Here is a 21993-nt window from a genome sequence, read left to right as displayed (position 1 = left end):
ACGAATCCTCCTGGCACCAGTACGAAAGTGGAAGCCGAGAGTATGACCAAAGGCGGCCAGTACACCGGGAATATCAGCTCGCCTTTCTCCGGAGTCGCGTTATACGCCAACAATGATTTAGTGAAATTCACTCAGAATTTCACGACCGGCACCCATAACTTTTCGCTCCGTGGTGCTTCGAATAACTCCAACATGGCCAGGGTCGACTTAAAAATCGGCGGAGTAACGAAGGGTACATTCTACTTCGGCGGCAGCAGTCCTGCGGTCTATACCTTAAACAATGTCAGCCATGGAACCGGAAATCAAGAGATCCAGCTCGTTGTTACTGCCGATAACGGAACATGGGATGCTTACCTTGATTATTTAGAAATCAATTAATAACCTAACAAAATCCCGGCGGGGAAGATCCCGCCGGGATTTTTAATGTCAAGAATGAAGATGATATTCCGCAATAAGTTAGTCACATCGGAGTTGCTTCATTTCCTGTGCTACCTTGATAATTATGGGAATGCGGATGTGATCCATTAATCGTAGTGATACCCTCGAAGTGGTGATAATGACCACCGCCCATAAGCGGGATTGCCGGTCCGGTAACTCCTCTAATATTATGCGAATGACCATGAACAATAGCTGTATCCGTAAAATACCTGTGAACGTGGGGGACCCCGCTCGGAGCTGGTTCGGTCCAACCAGCATAGGGGTGAGAGTGTCCATCATCATAAGAGGTGTCTCCAGAGAATGCATGGACATGAACGGGATCTCCATCCCAAGAAGTAATGTATAGTTTATGAGAATGATCAGAATCAGAATCTCCAGAATGCACGATAAATCCGGAAACCGCAATTATCACTATTAACATCAAGCTCCTTTACGAAATTTTTCATCTCCTTAATTAGCTTATGATTTTCATATGATGCCTGATCACGGCTAATGCCTAGCATAGTTTGTTGATAAAGATTGGGAAGATGATACGCCTCGAAAATTATTGAAAGGCAGCCGGGAATTGCTGCACTATACCTTTTGTCATCACATCCGCCATTTCAAGTGCTTGAGTTCCGATAGGATCGCTTAGTGCTATGTTTTCGCTATAATTCCCGGCAAGCCGAGTTGCGACCTCTTGGGTCAAGAGGCGTAAATGTTCATAGAGCATATTCGTCCATTCCACTTTGGACCAGTAGGGATTAATTCGGCTTAAAAAGTCGGCGATAGCATCGGCATTCGCGTACCAGCGCTTTTGCGCATCAGCTGCTAATTTTGTGTTGCCAGCTTGTAACGCCTTAACGACCTCGACTGCGATTGTGAGGTGGCCCGTAAACAATTGGGCAAACTGGTTCGCAATATCCGAGCCATAGTAGTGAGCCAATGCTGCTGCGAAATCGGTTGGGTTTCGAAGAAGCCGTGCTGTCGTTTCCTTTTCGTCAGGAAGTCGTCCAACAATGCTATTCACCGTTAATCTAGTCCAATACACATGTTGTTCCCATAAGGCCCGTAGATTTCTATTCAGTTCCACCATTGACGTTGTCCAACAAGAACTAGGATAAACCTGTCTTTGTATTTGGTAATAATAGCTTGGAAAATCGTACATGATGGCATCCGCCTTTATTTAAGATCTGATATTTTATGGGCATGTTGCCCTTTTTGTGCTTGGTTACTGAAATTGAACAATAATATAGATCAAGTGGTACAGTGAGGGAAGGAAGAAATGAAACGAATACAAAAAAAGCGGCAATCCAGGACTTTTCTCGTCCATGGCTGCCGTTTTTTTATTCGCGAATATAGATTCGCTCTCCCGTATCCGGGTTGTAGTAAACCCGCTGCTTCTCTTGCGTAACGGGATCAATGTTAACTTCCTCTGTGCGGATGAACCCAATGGGAATAATCCCGGACTTTCTTTTTTTGTAGCGTTTGTCATAATAAAGCACTGACAATATAATGATCACCAAAACGATAACGACCTGAACGCCATAGTAACCAAGGATCCAATTCATTCTTTGATTTTTTCAACCACGACTGCTGTGCCGTATGCTACGATTTCGCCCATCGATTTTCCGATTTCCCCAGAATCAAAGCGGACCATCACAATGGCGTTCGCGCCCATTGCTTGGGCGTTTTGTACCAAGCGGTCCATGGATTCTTTCCGGAGATCTTCTAGCAGTGAAGTGAACTGTTTGATTTCGCCTCCTACCAAACCTTTGAATGCGGCTTTGATGTCAGCGCCAAGCCCGCGACTCCTAACAATCAGTCCAAAGCACAACCCTTTGACTTCTTTGACTTTATATCCCGGAATGGTTTCAGTAGTAACGACGATCATATGTAAACTCTCCTTTTCATTTTTTTTCTATATATTAACACACAGAAGGCTGGGGTTGGAGAGAAGGCACTGATGAAGCAAATTGATACCGAATACCCTGTCCAACGAAAGGGTAATATTATACAGAAAAAACCGTGATATCGATATGGAGTGTGTGAGCAATGGGGATCATTTCACCGGAGAGTAGTACTAACCAGCAGGCAGGATCGGTTGAAAAAACAGTTGGCCAGTATTTGTTCGATTGCCTGAAATTAGAGGGCATTACGGAAGTTTTTGGTGTCGCCGGAGACTATAATTTCACACTGCTGGATACGCTGGAGCGGTATAATGGCGTCCGGTTTATCAGTGGACGGAACGAATTGAATTCGGGATATGCGGCAGATGGCTACGCAAGAGTCAAGGGAATGTCCGCTCTTATTACGACTTTCGGGGTTGGGGAGCTCAGTGCCTGCAATGCGATAGCAGGAGCAAACAGCGAGCATGTGCCGCTGATACACATTGTGGGTGCGCCTCCAGATAAGGATCAAAAGGAACACAAGCTGATGCACCACACACTGATGAATGGAAATTTCGACGTCTTCCACCAAATGTATAAGCTGATTACGGCTTATACCGCGGTGTTGACGCCGGAGAACGCCGAGATTGAAATTCCTAACGCCATTCGTATTGCGAAGGAGAAGAAAAAGCCGGTATACCTAGTTGTGGCCGATGATTTAGTCACTAAGCCGATCATTGCCCGGAGAGAGCCGGTACCGCCGCGCCCAACGTCCAATCTGAAAACCCTTCAGGCAGCGACGGATCGTGTCCGCCAGCTGCTTGAGCGTGCTCGCCGTCCGGTCATTCTAGTTGATGTCAAAACGATGCGTTTCGGCCTTGTGACAGCAGTTCGGCAGCTGGCCGATGCCATGAACGTGCCGGTTGCGACAATGATGTTCGGGAAAGGAGCATTCGACGAAACCCATCCGAAATATATCGGGATGTACGAAGGCTCTTTCGGAAGTTCTGAAGTTCAAACCATGGTAGAAAATGCAGACTGTGTCATTGCCGTCGGCATGGTATGGGCGGATAATAATACCGCCAACTTCACCTCGAAACTGAACCCACTGTTGACAGTCGATATTCAGCCAGACATGGTCAAAATCGCAGAAGCGGAATATCCGAATGTGTTCGCGGCCGACATGCTGCTTGCGGTGCAGAATATTGGGTACAAAGGCAAAGGTTTGGCGGAAAAAACAAAATTCCCGTATGACCAAATAACCGGCAGTACCGAAGAACCGCTAACTGCGGCCATTTATTATCCTCGTTTTCAGCAGATGCTGAAAGAGGGGGATATTGTGATCGCGGAGACCGGTACGTTGTACAACGGGATGGCAGAGGTGAAATTGCCGCGTAATGTAACGTATATTGCGCAGGGCGGCTGGGAGTCCATCGGTTATGCCACACCCTCTGCATACGGTGCCAGCATCGCTGCGCCGGACCGCCGAGTCTTGTTATTTACGGGTGACGGGTCCTTGCAGCTCACAGCCCAAGAGATCAGCTCCATGCTCTATTATGGATGCAAGCCCATTATCTTCGTCTTGAACAACGATGGTTATACGATCGAGAAATATTTGAATGTCAAAACAGAGGATCAGCAATATAACAAAATTCCGCGCTGGTCATACACCAAACTGGCCGAAGCTTATGGAGGCGACGCGTTTACTGCAACCGTTCGAACCTATGGAGAACTTGATCAGGCTATAATTCAAGCTGAAAAGGAACGTTCCGGAAGACTCTGTATCATCGAAATGATCGCTGCGGATCCAATGGACGCACCCGAAAATATGCGCCGGATGCGCAACTACTTGGAGATGCAGGAGAAGCAGCGAAGCCAGAATTAGTAACGAATAGAAGGGGCGAGAAATATAGGCATGCAGAGCTGCGCGGGGCGCGGCTTTTTTATTTTATGGTTAACATAAACCGGCTGCGTGCAGAATTCAGCCGGTTTATGTTGATTCGACATTCAGACTGGGCCAGGTCAATGGTACAATGTAAATAGAAGTAGAGATTAACGTTTGCGGAAGGATGTTAAGCATGAGCGAATCGAATCAGGAGTATATCGTAATTTCGGGTGCGAGGGAAAACAATCTCAAGAACGTCTCCTTGCGCATTCCCAAGCGGAAGATCACGATCTTCACCGGGGTATCCGGATCCGGTAAGTCATCGATCGTTTTCGATACGATTGCCTCCGAATCCCAGCGTCTGCTGAACGAAAACTTCAGCATGTTCGTCCGTACCTTTCTGCCGCGTTTTCCGCAACCGGATGCGGACGCGATCGAGAACCTGAGCATGGCCGTTATCGTGGATCAGAAGAGGCTGGGCGGAGGTTCCCATTCGACGATGGGCACGATTACCGATATTTCTCCCATTCTCCGTCTTCTGTTCTCCCGAGCGGGTCAGCCCTATGTCGGTCCGGTGAACATGTTCTCGTTTAACGATCCGCAGGGGATGTGTCCCGAGTGCAACGGGATCGGTCGCAGGCTGGGCGTCGACATGAGCAAGGCAGTGGACATGTCGAAGTCGTTGAGTGAAGGGGCAATCATGCTGCCGGGGTATACTGCGGACAGCTTAGATTGGACGATGCTCGTGGAGTCGGGCCCATTCGATCCCGGAAAGAAGCTGAGCGAATATTCGGAAGAGGAACTGGAACAGCTGCTTTACGGCAAAGCAAGGAAAGTGGCGACGCAATTCGGCGGCAAGACGATTAACATCACGGTGGAAGGCGCTATTGAGAAGTTTACCAATAAATACATCAAGCAGGATCTGAAAACGAAATCCGAGCGCACGCAGCAGGCTGTTGCGCCGTTCATCACCGAGGGTACCTGCTCCAGCTGCCGAGGCGCTAGACTCAGCCAAGCCGCGCTCAATTGCAGAATCGATGGACACAACATTGCGGAGTTGTCGGCCATGGAGGTCGGTCAGCTCATCCGCGTCATTCGAGAGATTGACGATCCCGTCGCCGCACCGGTCGTCAAAGCGCTGACGGAGAGGTTGCAGCATCTGGTGGATATCGGACTTGATTACTTGACGCTGGACCGCGAGACGGATACCTTGTCCGGCGGCGAGTCGCAGCGCGTCAAAATGGTAAAGCATCTGAGCGGCAGTCTCGTGGATGTCACTTACATCTTCGATGAGCCCAGCATTGGCTTGCATCCTCGCGATGTGCACCGGTTAAATGGATTGCTTCAGAAGCTGCGCGACAAGGGTAATACCGTAATTGTCGTCGAGCATGATCCCGATGTGATCAAGGTGGCGGATCATATCGTCGACGTCGGGCCTCACGCCGGCAGCCGCGGCGGTTCCATCGTGTACGAAGGAAGTTTCCAAGGTCTGCTGGAGTCAGGGACGCTGACTGGCACCCATATGAAGCGTTCAGTCCAGTTGAAACATAATTGCAGGCACTCATCCGACAAGCTATCCATTAAAGATGCCACACTGCACAACCTGCGGAACGTGAGCGTTGATATTCCAATCGGCGTGCTGACAGTCGTTACGGGTGTCGCCGGATCGGGCAAAAGTACGCTGATTAATGAAGTATTCCTCAGCCAGCATTCGGATGCGATCGTCATCGACCAATCGGCGATAGGCGTGTCGACACGATCGAATCCCGCGACTTACACGGGTATTATGGATGATGTTCGCAAAGCATTTGCTTCCGCGAACAAGGTCAACCAAGGTTTGTTCAGCTTCAACTCCAAGGGGGCTTGCGAGAACTGCCAAGGGCTGGGCGTTGTATATACAGACATTGGATACCTCGACAGCGTGAAGCTGCCATGCGAAGTATGCGGAGGTAAACGGTTCAAGGAAGAGGTTCTCGAGTACAAGCTGAACGGCAAGTCCATTGCAGAAGTGCTGGAAATGACTGTGGAGCAGGCATTGGAGTTTTTTCAGCTAAAAGAGGTTGTACGCAAACTCCAGGCGATGAGCGATGTGGGGCTGAACTATATTACGCTCGGCCAGCCGCTCAGCACGCTCTCTGGCGGAGAATGCCAGCGCATCAAGCTGGCAAGCGAGCTGCATAAGAACGGCAGCATCTACGTGATGGACGAGCCGACGACCGGCCTACATATGTCAGATATCGGTCACCTTCTGGAGATTATGAACCGCCTCGTAGATGCAGGCAATACGGTAATCGTCATCGAGCACAACCTCGATGTGATCAGCCAAGCGGATTGGATCATCGATATGGGACCGGACGGAGGCAGCAAGGGTGGCCAGGTGGTGTTCGAGGGCACGCCTTCGCATATCATCCATTCAGAGCAGTCGATCACGGGTAAATACCTGACGTAATATAAGCGAACGAAGACGATCATTCCATTTTGGAATGATCGTCTGTTTTGTTGCGCGCTGTTCGCGTTAATCAGTCCTTTTTTTCTATTTGCGCCAAAAAGTCGAACAGTCTGCCTTGTCCAAAATATTAAACTCGATCATTTTCTCCAGTAATGAGAAATCAACCGGACTATCCCACGGGATACGGACCAACTCCTTGGTGTGATCATAGCCAACCTGCACAATTGCATCAGAAAAGTGATTAATTCCTACCCTTTCAGGGGCAACAGCCATATGATGTTTGGCTACGCTAAAGCCAATAATAAATGTACCGTGATCGGTAAACATCGGCTGATTCCAAGCCATTTTCGTTAATAAATGTGGGAATTTCTTACTTACCCAACCCAAAATTTCTTCCGTTCGAGCTCGATGTTGCGGATTATTAATCTTCGCTAGAAATAGTTCAAAATCATCCATGTTGTTCCCTCCTTAAATATAATTTCATCCGCTAATAAAACCGGGATTTATTACTAATTATTAAAGAAAGTATAGCATGAAAAATAAAATGTTAGATCGAAAAGAAAGATTAGACTGGCGCTCGGGAGCTCAACTAGTTCTAGGATTATCGAATGGAACAACTTATACGTTTAAGGTGAAAGCTATTAATAGCGTAGGCAGCAGTGAGGCTTCCGAGGCTTCCGATGATCATACCGGTGCTCTGCGACTGTTTTGGCGCGTATCGAATCGGAATATAGAGAAACTAATCTTTAAAGTTTCTTTCGTTTTTTCTCCCCTGCTTATTCATAGCCACCCGTTAACATGGTTTCTATGAATGAAGAAAGAGGAGAAGTAAGCATGAAAATAGTGAGTTGGATAGGTATAGGCGTTTTATTAGTTTTGGTGGCCATCGGTTTCGGGGGACGGGCAGTTGCTGTCAGCACATCGGATGGTTGGCAAGCAAACCGCTTCATTGCTCATGCGATGGGAGGCATTGACGGCGTAAGGTATACGAACTCATACGAAGCATTTCAAGCCAGTTACGATAGAGGATACCGATTGTTCGAGGTCGATCTTATTCTGACGAAAGACGGGAAGTTGGCCGCACGGCACGATTGGACGGACGATTATCAACCCGGTTTGCCCGATCGAAATGGTGGCGCATCCACTTTATCGCAATTCAAAGGCTCTTTGATCTATGGCAAATACGAACCGCTGAGCGTAAGGGATATCGTTCGTTTGATGCGGGAAAATCCGGACTTTTATTTGATTACGGATACCAAGGAAACAAAAGTAGAGAAGGTGAAGAAGCAATTCGAGTATTTGGTGAATGAAGTGCAGAGTGCCGATGCGTCGTTATTGCGAAGGATCATACCCGAAATCTATAGTCCGGAGATGTACGATGCCGTAATGGAGATTTACCCTTTTCCGAACAAAATCTATTCTACTTATCAGTCTTACGAATCAGCTGCCGCCATCATAGAATTCGTGAAAGATAAAGGATTCTCCGCGGTCGCAATGCCCGTATCAAGGGTGCTGTTGGACCCGTTTCTCGTCATTCGCCTGAACAAGATCGGGTTGAAAAGTTATGTACATTCGCTAAACAATAGCGCTTTTATGATGTTGTTAAACCGCTCGGTCGGCGTATATGGATTTTATACCGATCTAGAAACGGGTCCCAAGCAGTTATCAAGCGAAATGGAGATCTTACACGAATCTTTCGAACTCCAATTATGGATCTGCATATTTCTAATCGGCCTAGGAAAAATAATAAGTGGTGTTAAAAAGGACAGTGCGATGAAAATCTTTAAGGTGGATAAATAATGTCAAAACATAACGTGCTTATCGTGGACGACGAAGCCGAGATCGTCGAGGCTCTGACGATTTACTTATCAAGCGAAGACATCGCTGTGTTTACCGCTTCGAACGGAGTAGAGGCTCTCGCCGTCCTTGAGAAGGAGACGATTCATCTTATCGTCATGGATATCATGATGCCTCGAATGGACGGTATCAAAGCGACTTTCAAAATTCGCGAGCATCTGAATATCCCGATTGTCTTGCTTTCCGCGAAATCGGAAGATACGGATAAAATTATGGGCCTTAACATAGGGGCCGACGATTATATTACGAAACCTTTTAATCCTATGGAACTGGTAGCCAGAGTGAAATCGCATTTAAGGCGGTTTACGAATCTCGGTTCGCACAAGATGGCCGATGACCAGATCGTAATCCGCGGTCTTTCTTTGGACAGAAGCTCCAGAACGGTCGAAGTCGACGGCGAGGAAGTCAGGCTCACGCCTAAAGAATACAAAATTTTAGAGCTGCTAATGGTGAATAAGGGAAGAGTGTTCTCCATCGACGAGATTTACGAGAAGGTATGGAATGAACCCATCTATGCGTCAGAGAATACGGTTGCCGTGCACATTCGTAATATTCGCGAAAAAATCGAAATCAACCCGAAGGAACCGAAATACTTAAAGGTGGTGTGGGGGATTGGATACAAAATGGAAAGCAAATAATCCATTCGCCAGAGTCAAGCGGTATTACGAACAAGTCAATAACTCTTTGCGCCGTATTTCTTTCGATTTTCGGATATTAGTAGCTACGGCGATCTGGTGGCTGATCGCGCTAGGAATCGGCAATTTATCCTTTAGGGGATACCGCTCCGATATTGCCTTAAGTTACGTCGTAACGGTATTGTTAATCGCATTTGGTGTCTTCGTCCTTCGGTTTTCCCATCTCCTCGTATCGCCTAACATTCTCATGGAACAATGGAGAAACAGTCTTTTGCTTCGGTATTTGCGTACATGGCAAGGCGGATTCACGGAATATCGAATCGCGCTTCCGATCGTGTCGTTCGCTCTGCTATCGGCTGCGGCGGGAATCGTCGGATATCGGTTGTACGGGTATTATCGCTATGTCGAAGAAAAATGGCTCATTCTGTACTTGTGTATTTACGTGCTATTCATATTCCCTTCGCTATTAAGTTTCGCCGGGAAGTTCCGTCGTTTGCTGCTCGAAACGAAAGAAATCTCCAGAGGAAATCTTCAGGCTAAAGTCGAGATCGAAGGAAACGGGCCTATTTCGGAATTAGCCGCCCAAATCAATAACATGAGGATAGGTTATGGAAAAGCGCTCGAAGTCCAAATGAAGAGCGAACGTCTCAAATCGGAGCTCATCACGAACGTATCGCACGATTTGAAGACGCCGCTCACATCCATCATTAATTACGTCGATCTGCTTAAGAAGGAACAGCCCGGTTCCGATAAGATAGGAGATTACGTGGAGGTGCTGGACCGTAAATCGTTAAGACTTAAAGCGCTCATCGAGGATTTGTTCGAAGCGTCAAAGATGGCCAGCGGAACGATTGAACTCGATATTCAGCGAATCGACGTTGTGGCGCTTTTAGATCAAGCCGTGGCTGAATTCAAAGATAAATTCGAACATTCCTCGTTATTTCTTCGCATGAAAATAAGCAAACCTCATATTTACGCCTATCTGGATGGGAACAAAACTTGGCGGTTATTCGAGAATTTACTTTCCAATGCCCTTAAATATTCGCTTTCAGGCACGAGAGTTTATGTATATCTGGACGAGGCCGATGATCGTGTATCTTTCCGAATTCAGAATACCGCCTTGTACGAAATCGATTTTGCTCCGGAAGAGTTGTTCGAAAGATTTAAGAGGGCCGACGAATCCCGCCATACCGAAGGGTCCGGGTTAGGACTCGCCATTGCCAAAAGTATAGTCGAACTGCAGGGTGGGGATATCCGAATCGAGGTTAGCGGCGATCAGTTTAATGTTCTGATTGATTTTCCTATCAGTTAGGCGAATAATTGTGAGTGAAGAAACGATCTGGAGAAACGGACTGCAGGGGCGGGATTTCATGTTAGGAATCGCTAAGTTACCAATAAAAATGGGTTTAATTTGCACAGTTGCAACGCTATCGATTGCGCTAACAGCATGCACGTCGGAAAACGCGAACCAAGAGAAGAACGAGGACTACGCCCCGTCGGCGAGTGTCGCAGCGCTTGTAGACGAAATGCGAAGCGAAGAACCCGTCGAACTTCTTAACCCTTCTGATAAAGCATCTGCACTAGAGGAACTAAAATGGAAAGTGGTGACTCCCACCGATGCACTCAACCCATGTCCGTGCGAGTACGGAAGCTCGCCGATCACCGGGGATCTAACGGTTGCGCCCGCGTCCTTAATGGGTAACCATGCCACCATCGTGTTCGAAGAAATCGCGTTCGGTAGCTTCGGTGAAGCCGAGCTGTATGTTGTGGCGCGCGACCGTTACGTCGGCGATACCAATAAAGACGTGAATTATGAAGGTTTTACCTATGAAGCATGGCTTGTCACGTTGGGAGACAAGATCGATAACGAAGGCACTCGAATCGCAATGACCATCACGGTCACCGGACAATCGAGCATAAGAGACGCTTACGACAAAGGTAAACAGCTCAGTAAATACGCCGTACTTTCCGATGGTAGCGGAGATGACATCCTGCATTCTCCGCCGAGCAATGAAGACGAAGTCGCACTCATCAGCGTCGATTTCAGGAAACAGACAGCTGTTATCGAGAATCAGAGCAATCGCGACGTCGATCTGACGGGCTGGGGATTGGAAGGAACGAATAAACGGGAAGGCTACGTTTTCTCGGAGGGAACGGTACTGAAAACGGGAGGTAAGTTAACCGTTATCGCCGGGCTAACCGAGCGAATGACTCCCGCTCAGGGCGTAGTCATATGGGAAAACAATCGGTTTCCATGGCGGTACGACGGCGACCAAGCCGTCTTGCGCAATGCGAGCAAAGAAGTCGTCAGCCATATCGAGAGGCCGAACCTAACTCCTCCCGTAATCATTGGAGCGTATAAAAACATACCGATTACTGCGACGATTACCTCTAACCGAGGCGTCACTGCCGCGATCGCTGTCATTAGGGCGGCGGCTGGTAAGCCGAAAGACATACTTCAGATCAGCGAGGTCGAACAAGCGGAAGCCTCTAACGGTCGCACGATTTGGATGCTTAAGCTGCGGCCGGAAGGACAGAACGAGGGGGCATTCGCGGATGTGCGAATCGATGCGGATAACGGCGAGCTGTTGATGGTTTCCGGTCTAGGTGAGACGAAAAACCAATCGCTAACATACGAGGATGCAGGTGCGCTAGAGAAGTTAGCGAACGATCGTTTGCGTTTGCTCTTGGGTGATGCTCATGCAAAATATAAGTTGATCGACTTTGTCGACGTACACGGATATTCCGAGATGACGTTGGAGCAAGGCGACAAGGACAAGGAAAAGAACATCTACCAGCTCATTTATTCAGATGCAGAAGGTTTTACAAGCGCTGCTAGACCTTGGTTGTACGGCCTGTAAGGTGCAATAGTCTCAAATGTTTGTGTGCTCAAATTTTTCAACTGAGACAGACCCTGTGTCTATCATTAAAGTAATCGTGTCTCTTCCGTAAGGAGGATTATGAGGACCCGTGAAGGTCTCCACGACAACTGTCATCCTGAATACATATCCTCCGGAAATCTGGCGTTCTATTCTAACTATTTTTGTGTCTGACAAATCATATAACTTGGGAGATCCATAAAATCCAACCAGCGCATTGGATACAGATGGAGTAATTAAAGCTAAGAGAACATCGCGCTCATCATTCTTATTAGGTGCGGCTGAGGCTGAAGTAAATGAAATTGAACTCAGTACTGCTATGCCGAGAAGTACCTTTTTAACAAAAACCAATGAGTTATCTCCTTATATTTCATTTATAGCTTACTATTCCTAGAGATCTCGTAAATCATTCGTACTCGTATAACAAAGAGCTTGAAAAGGTATTGGCCTAATGTACTTGGATCGAGCAAGTATTTTCTGCTTAAAACAAGTCGACTATAATGAGATTCAATTGGATGATTGTCATAATGCAGAGGGGTGTACCTTGATGAAAAAAGGTGAAAAGAATACTAAGATTGATCCGTTTTTTAACAAGGCTAAAAAGTGGAAGGAAGAATTCGAGAAGTTGAGAGATATCGTTCTTGACTGCGAGTTGAAAGAAGAATTTAAGTGGATGCATCCTTGTTACACATTTCAGAATAATAACGTCGTTCTAATCCATGGATTTAAGGAATACTGCGCGCTCCTGTTTCACAAAGGAGCCTTGTTAAAAGATCCCCATGGAATCCTAATCCAACAAACGAAGAATGTACAGGCAGCGCGCCAGATTCGGTTCACCAACGTTGAAGAGATCGAAGAGATGCAGTTGATCATTAAAACGTATATCGATGAAGCCATCGAGGTCGAAAAAGCCGGATTGCAAGTGGAATTTAAGAAGAATACGGAATACGCCATTCCTGAAGAATTACAAAATAAATTCATTGAAATTCCTGACTTGAAAGTTGCTTTCGAAGCATTGACGCCCGGACGTCAAAGAGCGTACATTCTTCATTTTTCTGCGGCCAAGCAATCCAAAACTCGAGAATCCAGGGTTCAAAAGTATTTGCCGCATATTCTCAATGGTAAGGGATTAGATGATTAAAGCGCTCCGAATGAAGTCCGCGTAAATCGCGGGCTTTTTTCGTTTTCGGATATCTAAGATCTGGTTAAACGACTATACGATATCTGGTTATGAAAGTGATAATAAGTTCATCCATCAGAGGTTTGATACTATCAGTGTTTATACCATGTTGGAATAATGCGGGCCAAGTGAGAGCACCTTCAATCATGGCGTAAAATACCCTTGCAGCAAGGGGGGGATTGTCTATATGCAGTTTGTTATCTACGTGTGCAGCAATAAGCCACTTTATTAAGGGTTCATGAGGAGAGGCATACTTCGCCCTTGTCATTCTCGCGTAGTCAATATCTCTAATAAAAACTGAGGTAAGAACCCGTGATAATCCGAGTCTTGAGGGGCTGTTGATCAAGAATAGTTCGGCATTCGCAAATGCTGTTAATTGATCTTCCATAGATTTTGCAGGATCATAGTCAATTTGCTTCAGGATTTGTTGCTCTTCAAGAAATTTGGCAATGACCGCTTGAAAAAGATTCTCTTTACTCAAAAAATGATTATAGACAGTACGTTTGGAAACATCTGTTACATCAGCGATTCTATCCATACTTGCATTGTCATAACCCATTTCAGTGAACACTTGTATGGCTCCGTTAAGTATGGATTCATGTTTCCTGCTAGTATCTCTTTTTTTGGTTCTGGGTGTGTCGTTCATATCATTACAACCCTCTCATGATGACATTCTTTAACCTACACCGATTAGTGTAATTAACACTTGACTGATGATTAATTACACCGTAGAGTTTAACTAACAACTGAATAAAATTCAATACCGCATAGTTACTTAACGGAACTCATGGGAGGTATGTATGAATACGAAAAACATTAAAAACAACTTGTCACTATCTTTAGGAGTGGCTTTTTTTCTTCAAGCATTTACATCGTTGGCAAGTGGTGCATTTTTATTTAACCCACTCGTTGTTACAGGAGATATAAGCAAAACCATGCTTAATATAGGGGACAATGCGATCTTAGTACATGCAAGCATTATAGGAGACATTATTACAGCTTTAGGAATTATTTTTTTAGCGGCAATCCTTTTTACAGTAGTGAAGAGGCAAAACAAAACAATGGCACTTGCCGCATTAGGGTTCTACATATTCGAGGCTGGAATACTTGCTGTTAGTAAATTTGTAACCTTTGTGCTATTGAATATCAGTCAAGAATATGTGGCTACCGGAGATAAAGCGTTTGAATTAATGGGCACTCTGGCTCTGGAGGCTAAGGATTTTATTTATAGGATACATATCATCCCATTTGGACTTGGTGCTATTATCTTCTATTACTTGCTGTATAAATCCAACGCCATACCAAAATGGTTATCGCTTTGGGGACTAATGACCGTCCCATTTGTGATAATTGGCGTCGTATTTACAATTTATGGAGATGGAGTACCGTTTGTTTTCCTTTTACCCTCCGTACTCTATGTACCCTTCGAGTTCTTTACGGGTATATATATTCTTGTCAAAGGTTTCAAAGTTGAAGTGCTACAAGAATAAGATATATGGAGTTGAAAATAGATATTCTAATGAGGAAGGAATTGATCTCATGAAAGCTGTTGTTTGCACAAAATATGGTCCACCAGAAGTGCTTCAACTTAAGGAAGTAAATAAACCTTCTCCTAAGCACGATGAAGTATGCATTAAAATCTACGCTACAGCAGTGACAGCGAGCGACATATATATTAGAGGTTCTCAATTACCGATCCGGTTTTGGCTGCCGATGCGTCTATTTTTAGGATTTACAAAGCCGAGGAAGTCCATAATAGGCATGGTGTTAGCAGGAGAAATTGAGTCGGTAGGCAAAGACATAAAACGATTTAAAGTAGGCGATCAGGTTTATGGGATTACCGGTTTTGGACTTGGTGCTTATGCTGAATACAAATGTATGAAAGAAACAGACTCTATGCATGGATGTCTATCATTAAAACCTGCAAATATAAGTTACGAAGAGGCAACTGCTGCTGCATATGGCGGACTTTTGGCGTTACAACGTCTGGAAGAAGGAAATATCCAACGCGGACAAAAAGTTCTTATATACGGGGCTTCAGGAACTTCAGGAACAATAGCAATACAACTGGCAAAATATTATGGAGCTGAAGTTACAGGAGTATGCAGTACTAATCATTTGGAATTCGTAAAATCTTTGGGTGCGGATAAGGTTATTGACTACACCAAAGAGGAGTCTGAAAATTTCATCGATCGTTATGACTTTATGCTCGATGCGGTGGGAAAAGCCAAAAGTTCAAAGATTAAAGAACTGTGCAAAAAAGCGCTAAGCTCAGAAGGAAAATATATATCAATCGATGATGGGAAATTAGAATTAAAATCAGAGCGCCTTATTAAGATAAAAGGGTTAATTGATGCTGGACATATTAAACCAGTTGTTGACAGAATATACCCCATGGATCGAATAGTAGAAGCGCATGAATATGTAGGAATGGGTCGCAAGAGAGGAGGGGTAGCAATATCAATTGACCATTCTAACTAATAGCGATGAAGTTGAAGAAGGGGTTAAGCCCGGTCTCGCCACATAAGCGACCGGCTTAACCCCTTTCGGTGGTTGAATCCCTTCCCCAACCCAATAAATGTACTCGTATTGCTTGGTTTCTACTATGCAGTGCAACTAACTTGATTCTTTGGCAGCTCCTGGTACTGCTTCTGGAATACTGCCGGCTTGGTTAGACTTAGTCTCTCCGATGGGTCTTAAGTGCCGAAGCCGCGTAACAGCAAAGACGATAATAGCGAGCATGATAGCGCCGCTGGCAGCCGCAACGGCGTGCATCCCGCCGGTAAAGGCTTCTCGTGCGCCGGTGAGTAGTGCCTTGCCGACTTGTTCGGAGAGGCCTTCCGCAATAGCCGTGGCACCGGCCAAGCTGTCGCGAGAAGCTTGTACCGCGGACGCCGGCAAGTCGGCGGGAATAGAGTTCGCCACCTGGTTGCGGTATATGACCGTGCCGATGCTGCCTAAGACTGCGATGCCCAGCGCGAAGGCGAATTCGCCGCTGGTTTGCAGCATGGCGGCCGCCGATCCCGCCTTCTCCGGCGGGGCTGAGCCGATGATAAGGTCGCTGGACAAGCTCGGGAGGGGAGCTGAACCGATATTGAAGCAGATGTACCCGAGCACCAGAAACGCGAGACCTGACTCAGCCCCCACCTGGGTCAGCAGAAAACAGCCCGCGGTCGATACCAATAGACCCGTTCCGATAAGACGAGCTGGTCGTATCCTGCGTGCGATAAGCGGAGAGAGAAGCATACCGGCCATCGAAGCTATTACCCCGGGGAGCATATACAACCCTGCCTGGAGCGGTGACATTCCTTGCACGAATTGAAGGTGCTGCGCGATGAAGAGCATGGTCGCTCCTGTCAGTGTAATACCGAACATGCCGCCCAGTGCAGCGCTGAATCCGGGATTCGCGAACAGGCGCAAGTCCAGCAGAGGATTCGCCAGCCTACGCTGCCGCGACACGAACACCGTGCCGAGTACGACGCCCGCCAATATTAACAGCGCAGGGACTATCTGCAGGCCATCCTTAGCGATTTGCTTGAGGCCGAATATGATCGGCAGGATGGCGCCCAGCGATAACGTAACACTGGTCAAATCCAGCCGTCCGGCTTCGGGGTTCCGGTATTCAGGCAGCAATAGGGGGCCGGTTATGAGTAGAAGCAACATAACAGGTACACCCAAAAGGAACAAAGAGCCCCACCAGAAGTGATCTAGCATGATACCTCCAACCACAGGACCGAGCGCCATGCCGCCCATAGAGCATGTTAACCATATTCCGATGGCAAGGGAACGCTGCTTATGATCACGAAACATGTTACTAATCAACGCTAGTGCAGAAGGCGATAAAGTCGCTCCGGCTATACCGAGTATTGCGCGGGCCGCAATAAGCATCTCAGCGCTTCTGGAGAATGCAGCCAATATTGAGGCTATCATGAATGCGCTCCCGCCGATCAACAGCAGTTTGCGGCGGCCGATCCGATCTCCCAGAGTCCCCATGGTGATCAAGAATCCAGCGAGCATGAAGCCGTAGATGTCGATGATCCACAACTGCTGGGCGCTATCGGCGCCGAGGTCGGCACCAATATGCGGCAACGCGAGAATCATTACGGAGAGATCTATCGAGACTAGTAGGGCGGGCAGGGCAAGAACCGCGAGCCCGACCCATTCACGCATGCCGGCTTGCTTCACAATCCCATATATAGCGTTTTCCTCCCTTAGGTCGGATCATCCGGATGCTCTTCAAGATAATCACCAAGCCGATCGAGGTGTGAACCCCAGATTGCTTCCGTTCGGCGAAATATTTCTCATGATTCATCCTTATGGCGCCCAATATTTTGGTATAATCTAGAATTGTCAAAGGTGCTTTACTCAATGTACGAACTGTTAATCCCGTTAATTTTGCAAGTTCTCCAACTTCCACTCCAGTTTCATGATCATCCCCTTTTATGCGCGCGAGGTGTTCACCGGTATCCACATCTTAATTCATTACGTTACGTAAGGTTCAAGTACGAAATGAAATTTTTTATATATTAGCAAGAAAAAGGATTGAATTTTAATAGAGAGGGCTGTTGGAAGCCAGCGATCAGTTGTGGCCTCATTTGGAGTAGGCAGTCACATAGATATAAAAAGTTTCATAGTCGGTCACATTTTCGAGTTTGCGATTGTTATATAGGCATCGGGGCCCCGAAATGAAAGGAGTTTTATATTGGACGTTAACGGACCATTAAAGTCGCTTAGCACGGAAAGAATCGAGGAGCTCGTCGAAGATGTGCAAGCTGGGCATGCCGAGCCGTATCGCGCAATTGTTCAGCATTACCAAAGAAGGTTGCACCTCTATTGCTATCACATGATCGGCAATCAAGCTGAGTCTGAGGATGTCGTACAGGAAGTGTTCATGAAAGCTTATCGTGAGATCGGGAAGTACCGACCTACTGTCTCGTTCACCGCATGGCTGTATAAGATCGCCCAACGTCATTGTCTGAACGTAATTCGGCAGAACTCGGGGCAGCAGCGGCTATTATCGTTACTTAAGCTGCAGTGGCTATCACCGCCTCCGCCTGGTACGGTCGAATCGGCAAATGATCTATTGAACGGGCTGTCTGCGGAAGAGCGGCAATTGGTCATTCTCAGAGTGATAGAGGAACGCAGCTTTTCCGAGATCGAGGAAATTATCGGAGTCAGTGCTGCAACCTTGCGAAAAAAAATCGAACGGATCCGAAAGAAGTTGAATCAGAAATCGAACAGAGAGGTGATTCTCGATGACGGAAAAAATTTATACCCCGAACTATGAACCGCTGGACAATTTCAAACGAAATGCTGAGCTAAACGCACCCGCATCCGTGGACTTTTCCGAGCAGGTTATGTATCGCATCCAACGGGAATCTGAAGAATCTATCAATGATGGAGCGCGTAGCCATAAGCGGCCGGTTTTCAGTTTCGCTTTGATCGCTCTAGTTGGAATGCTGATAAGTGGATTTGCATACGCTGCTTCGGAAGGTTGGCTTAGTATCAAAGATGATTCAGGCCGCGAAGTCATGCAAGTTAGCTCAACGCTTGACCAACATTCGGAGCAAGTACAATTTTTAGATCGGGTTCATCGAAAAGTGAAAGATCAACTGCAATTGGGCGAAGCCGCGTTTATACTAAATGATCAAGTGGCCATCGACGCAATAAAAAGACATGAAATGCCGATGTCATATGGTATTGTGAATCGAGGTTTTACCTATAAGTCCATGCAAGATATATCCTCGCGTTTGATCAGCCCTCTGAGCGAGCTGAAGCTTCCGGGCGATCAAGTTGTGGATGCGAAATTCATGTACGTGGAAGTGTTGTCTAACTCCGGCATCCCAGTACCCCTTGATCCCGAAAAGTGGGTGGAAGCTACCGATGCAGAAACGGGCTCCCCGTACGCTTATTCCAAGTTCAAGCCTGCCGAAGATGTGACTCTCAAATATGATACGGTTAGATTGAATTATCAAGATGAAGAAGCAATCTATACTCTTATGGTTAACTATGTTAAAGATTTAGATCAGAATGTAGCCGTTAAAATTTACGACGAGTACCCCTCTGTTAAGCGGGTATACGAGTCTCACGGAATACCGATTTATCACAGCGCGGGTGATGGAGAGCCGTTCTTCATCTGGCTTCAACCTCTTGAAGGCGGGAGCTTCTCATACACCCTAATGGGCGAGGGGAAAGCAGATAAACAGCTAAAGTTTGTAAAATCCTTTATCGAAGTGAATGCTTCTGATAGCGAGTAAGATGATTATGTCCGTAGGTGAACAACAGTGAAGTAAGTGATAGTTTTTAAAGCTACCATCCAGAGCATGGCGAGTTAATCGCTATTGCTCTGGATTTTTATTTAAATTGACCATAAGTTTAATTTAACGATCGACGCATGTCCGAAGATTTCATAAAAAGGAAATTAAATGATATTTCACGAATAATTAATCTGAGATTCAAAAATGCTCGTGTATGTGCTAATGAAGGATCACTCTGAAAGGTGTCCTCCGATCTCTCCTTGATACGAGCGGGCAGGCTAGTGTAATCACTGCGCGAACACTTCAGATATGGGATATTTGTGAAGTTCGTAGATAAGACGTTATATGAAATTGGCGCAATACAATAAAACACGAGGTGATAACTTGAAGTCATTGTCTGTTGGAAGTAGTAAATTCACTGTCGATAATGTACCTGATTTATGTCCTATCTGTAATTTTCATGTTCAACCATTATCATGTTTTGCACATACTTCAGGTAGGAGATTACAGATTGTTTTTAGATGCGTTAGACAAGAATGCGATTGTTTATTTTTTGCTTATTATAGGGGAGAACATGTCCAAAACGTAGGAATGCAATATCATTTTATAGAATTCAAGCCAAAGTCATTTATCTCTAAAAATCTAAATGCGGAAATACGAGCTATTAGTCCAAATTTTGAGCAAATTTATAATCAAGCATTACATGCAGAAAGTTTAGGTTTGAATCACATTGTTGGACCAGGATATAGGAAAGCTCTTGAGTTTTTAATCAAAGACTATTTAATCGGTTTATTTAAGGAACAAGAAGAAAAAATCAAAAAAATGTTTCTTGGTAATTGCATTAAAGAACTAATAAATAATGAGAATATTAAACTATGTGCTGAACGAGCAGTATGGTTAGGTAATGATGAAACACATTATACAAGAACTTGGGAAGATAAAGACATCTCACATATGAAAGAATTGATAGAATTAACAATCTATTGGATATCAAGCGAAGTTATTACGAAAAGATATTTAGAAGAAATGAATTAATAGATGTAGTAACTCGAAGAAGGCGCCAACATCTTATAACACTATATTCACGCATCGGGCGATTCGGCCCTCGGTCCGGCAGAAGTTAGAGGTAGAATCGAAGAGGAATTTCGGTAGCGAGGAAGCATATTCAGCCGGACACATCCGCATCACCTAACCGCATCGCGGCCGCCCTTCGGGCTTAAGGTGGTGGGACGTCGTGAATACAAGAACGTTATGTGAAACATGGGCAATTCATTTAAAGAAAGAAGATGAATATGAAACCTAACTATCATGATATGGGCATGTCTATTAGTATGGGCAAGCAACTTCGGAAGTTTGTTGAAGAACAATTAATCAATGACTTGAAATTTTATCACAAATTTAATGGTGAACTTCGTTTTGACTGGTCAGAAAGTTGTGTTGAAGGCGAAGATCTGAAATATTTAGATGGCTCACTAGACAGGTATTCAGGCATTATGATTTTTAATTCTACTGATGAACTAATTGCGGATGGTTGGATGGATTTTGTTTTCTTAAACGATCGTAATCAATTAATAGTTTATTGGATTTATCTATCCTACTATGTCAATGGTAAAGAGATAAATGCAATAAATAGTCAAGAGTTAGAGAATCATGTACAAGAATTAATAAATCAATGTATTGAAGAACTTTAAAATCTTGATTGTTTTTCTAGAAGGCCAATGCTTCGTATAACACCATATTCACGCATCGGGGCATTCGCCCCTCGGTCCGGAAGAAGCTAGATGTGAATTCGAAGAGGTATCTCAACACCAAGGAAGCGAACTAGCCGGACACATCCGCACCGACTAAGCGCATCGCGCCCGGCGACTTCGTCGCCTTAAGTCGGTGGGACGTCGTGAATACAAGAACGTTATCCGCAATTGCACAAAACATGAAACAATCACCAACCATTCTCGTACATTAATATAAATATATAACAAAGAGGTGTTTCATGAAGTTCGTCAATTTGTTAAGAATGTTAAGTTATAAGATTGCTTTTTATTATCAGAAATTTCAGCTCTTAGTCCTATCAATTTTTGCAGTGGGAATTGTTGATTACTTTTTTATTTATGAATTACTCGTATCGCTTTCTTCAGTTGTTCCTTTGTTTTTATTAGAAATTGGACCTATTGTTCTTATCATTTTATCAATAATCATTATTAGAGGAGTTATTAAATATATTCAAAGGAAAGCGAAAGAAAACAAGCACTTACTAATTGTTTAGAGCAATAAATATAAATACGATAATGAAGTTAATAATAAAGAATGATTGTAAATGAATTAACGAATAAATAAAGCTTTTTGATGGTATCTCAAGATGCGTGCAACAGCGTATAACACCATATTCACGCATCGAGTATTCGCCCTCGGTCCGGCAGGAGTTAGAAGTGGATTCAGAGAGGGATTCTCAGTTTCGGGGGAGCAGAATTCAGCCGGACACATCCAACTCCCTAACCGCATCGCGACCGCCCTTCGGGTTTAAGGAGTTGGACGTCGTGAATACAAT

Annotated in this window: 22 protein-coding genes; 14 read left to right on the top strand and 8 right to left on the bottom strand. The window is 45.4% G+C overall.

The window, feature by feature from the left end; genetic code table 11:
- A partial coding sequence (locus L3D05_RS04170) for a carbohydrate-binding protein (protein ID WP_239614717.1) occupies window positions 1–378 on the top strand: 378 nt, incomplete at its 5' end.
- A gap of 82 nt (window positions 379–460) precedes the next feature.
- Here the strand turns inward: L3D05_RS04170 and L3D05_RS04165 are convergent.
- The 4 genes from L3D05_RS04165 to L3D05_RS04150 all read right to left on the bottom strand — a co-directional run bounded on the left by L3D05_RS04165 (window position 461) and on the right by L3D05_RS04150 (window position 2311).
- A complete protein-coding gene (locus tag L3D05_RS04165; protein WP_255807248.1) occupies window positions 461–859 on the bottom strand; it encodes a YmaF family protein in 399 nt (132 codons plus the stop codon).
- 123 nt (window positions 860–982) lie between these two features.
- Entirely contained in the window at window positions 983–1585 is a 603-nt protein-coding gene (locus L3D05_RS04160) for an acetylglutamate kinase (RefSeq protein WP_239614715.1), read from the bottom strand.
- A 178-nt stretch (window positions 1586–1763) separates the two neighbouring features.
- On the bottom strand, window positions 1764–1988 hold the full coding sequence (locus tag L3D05_RS04155) for a hypothetical protein (RefSeq protein WP_239614714.1): 225 nt from the start codon (window positions 1986–1988) through the stop codon (window positions 1764–1766).
- Window positions 1985–2311, bottom strand: coding sequence for a YbjQ family protein (locus tag L3D05_RS04150; RefSeq protein WP_239614713.1), 327 nt, complete (start codon window positions 2309–2311; stop codon window positions 1985–1987). Before L3D05_RS04150 ends, L3D05_RS04155 begins: the two co-directional genes overlap by 4 nt.
- Before the next feature lie 161 nt (window positions 2312–2472).
- Between L3D05_RS04150 and L3D05_RS04145 the strand changes: the two genes are divergently transcribed.
- Window positions 2473–4191: an alpha-keto acid decarboxylase family protein gene (locus L3D05_RS04145; RefSeq protein WP_239614712.1), complete on the top strand. Its 1719-nt coding sequence runs from the start codon at window positions 2473–2475 to the stop codon at window positions 4189–4191.
- Window positions 4192–4384: 193 nt separating this feature from the next.
- Entirely contained in the window at window positions 4385–6640 is a 2256-nt protein-coding gene (locus L3D05_RS04140) for an ATP-binding cassette domain-containing protein (protein ID WP_239614711.1), read from the top strand.
- Between the two features lie 84 nt (window positions 6641–6724).
- Here L3D05_RS04140 and L3D05_RS04135 read toward each other — a convergent pair whose 3' ends face one another.
- Window positions 6725–7096, bottom strand: coding sequence for an iron chaperone (locus L3D05_RS04135; protein ID WP_239614710.1), 372 nt, complete (start codon window positions 7094–7096; stop codon window positions 6725–6727).
- A 378-nt stretch (window positions 7097–7474) separates the two neighbouring features.
- On the opposite strand from L3D05_RS04135, the gene L3D05_RS04130 reads away from it, so the two are divergent.
- From L3D05_RS04130 to L3D05_RS26665, 4 genes are read left to right on the top strand one after another with little or no spacing between them, the layout of a single operon-like run.
- Window positions 7475–8440 carry a phosphatidylinositol-specific phospholipase C/glycerophosphodiester phosphodiesterase family protein gene (locus tag L3D05_RS04130; protein WP_239614709.1) on the top strand — a complete coding sequence of 322 codons (966 nt, stop codon included), beginning with the start codon at window positions 7475–7477 and terminating at the stop codon, window positions 8438–8440.
- Complete coding sequence (locus L3D05_RS04125; RefSeq protein WP_239614708.1) at window positions 8440–9135, top strand: response regulator transcription factor; 696 nt, start codon at window positions 8440–8442, stop codon at window positions 9133–9135. The genes L3D05_RS04130 and L3D05_RS04125 overlap by 1 nt, the downstream gene beginning before the upstream one ends.
- Window positions 9110–10444: a HAMP domain-containing sensor histidine kinase gene (locus L3D05_RS04120; RefSeq protein ID WP_239614707.1), complete on the top strand. Its 1335-nt coding sequence runs from the start codon at window positions 9110–9112 to the stop codon at window positions 10442–10444. The genes L3D05_RS04125 and L3D05_RS04120 overlap by 26 nt, the downstream gene beginning before the upstream one ends.
- 10 nt (window positions 10445–10454) lie before the next feature.
- Entirely contained in the window at window positions 10455–11993 is a 1539-nt protein-coding gene (locus L3D05_RS26665) for a lamin tail domain-containing protein (protein ID WP_239614706.1), read from the top strand.
- Between the two features lie 12 nt (window positions 11994–12005).
- Here the strand turns inward: L3D05_RS26665 and L3D05_RS04110 are convergent, their stop codons facing one another.
- Window positions 12006–12362, bottom strand: a complete 357-nt coding sequence (locus L3D05_RS04110; protein ID WP_239614705.1) for a DUF3888 domain-containing protein — start codon at window positions 12360–12362, stop codon at window positions 12006–12008.
- Between the two features lie 196 nt (window positions 12363–12558).
- Here L3D05_RS04110 and L3D05_RS04105 point away from each other — a divergent pair, with 196 nt between their 5' ends.
- On the top strand, window positions 12559–13152 hold the full coding sequence (locus tag L3D05_RS04105) for a YdeI/OmpD-associated family protein (RefSeq protein WP_239614704.1): 594 nt from the start codon (window positions 12559–12561) through the stop codon (window positions 13150–13152).
- Between the two features lie 64 nt (window positions 13153–13216).
- On the opposite strand, the gene L3D05_RS04100 is transcribed toward L3D05_RS04105, so the two are convergent.
- The gene (locus L3D05_RS04100; protein ID WP_239614703.1) at window positions 13217–13837 is read right to left on the bottom strand and encodes a TetR/AcrR family transcriptional regulator; all 621 of its coding nucleotides are present in this window, start codon (window positions 13835–13837) and stop codon (window positions 13217–13219) included.
- A gap of 154 nt (window positions 13838–13991) precedes the next feature.
- Between L3D05_RS04100 and L3D05_RS04095 the strand changes: the two genes are divergently transcribed.
- Complete coding sequence (locus L3D05_RS04095) at window positions 13992–14681, top strand: DUF4386 domain-containing protein (protein WP_239614702.1); 690 nt, start codon at window positions 13992–13994, stop codon at window positions 14679–14681.
- A 49-nt stretch (window positions 14682–14730) separates the two neighbouring features.
- Window positions 14731–15672 carry an NAD(P)-dependent alcohol dehydrogenase gene (locus L3D05_RS04090; protein WP_239614701.1) on the top strand — a complete coding sequence of 314 codons (942 nt, stop codon included), beginning with the start codon at window positions 14731–14733 and terminating at the stop codon, window positions 15670–15672.
- A 135-nt stretch (window positions 15673–15807) separates the two neighbouring features.
- Here L3D05_RS04090 and L3D05_RS04085 read toward each other — a convergent pair whose 3' ends face one another.
- Entirely contained in the window at window positions 15808–17361 is a 1554-nt protein-coding gene (locus tag L3D05_RS04085; RefSeq protein WP_239614700.1) for an MFS transporter, read from the bottom strand.
- A gap of 532 nt (window positions 17362–17893) precedes the next feature.
- On the opposite strand from L3D05_RS04085, the gene L3D05_RS04080 reads away from it, so the two are divergent.
- From L3D05_RS04080 to L3D05_RS04065, 4 genes are all read left to right on the top strand, one after another.
- Window positions 17894–18478 (top strand): RNA polymerase sigma factor, encoded by a 585-nt coding sequence (locus L3D05_RS04080; protein WP_239614699.1) that lies wholly within the window; start codon window positions 17894–17896, stop codon window positions 18476–18478.
- Entirely contained in the window at window positions 18447–19448 is a 1002-nt protein-coding gene (locus tag L3D05_RS04075; RefSeq protein ID WP_239614698.1) for a hypothetical protein, read from the top strand. The genes L3D05_RS04080 and L3D05_RS04075 overlap by 32 nt, the downstream gene beginning before the upstream one ends.
- A gap of 384 nt (window positions 19449–19832) precedes the next feature.
- Window positions 19833–20483 (top strand): DUF4145 domain-containing protein, encoded by a 651-nt coding sequence (locus tag L3D05_RS04070; RefSeq protein WP_239614697.1) that lies wholly within the window; start codon window positions 19833–19835, stop codon window positions 20481–20483.
- Window positions 20484–20740: 257 nt separating this feature from the next.
- The gene (locus tag L3D05_RS04065; RefSeq protein ID WP_239614696.1) at window positions 20741–21139 is read left to right on the top strand and encodes a hypothetical protein; all 399 of its coding nucleotides are present in this window, start codon (window positions 20741–20743) and stop codon (window positions 21137–21139) included.
- The last annotated feature ends 854 nt before the right edge of the window (window positions 21140–21993 follow it).

The organism is Cohnella mopanensis (assembly GCF_022352055.1).
Taxonomy (GTDB): domain Bacteria; phylum Bacillota; class Bacilli; order Paenibacillales; family Paenibacillaceae; genus Cohnella; species Cohnella mopanensis.
Note: the sequence above shows the minus strand (reverse complement) of the source record. Positions and strands in the feature narration are given on the sequence as shown.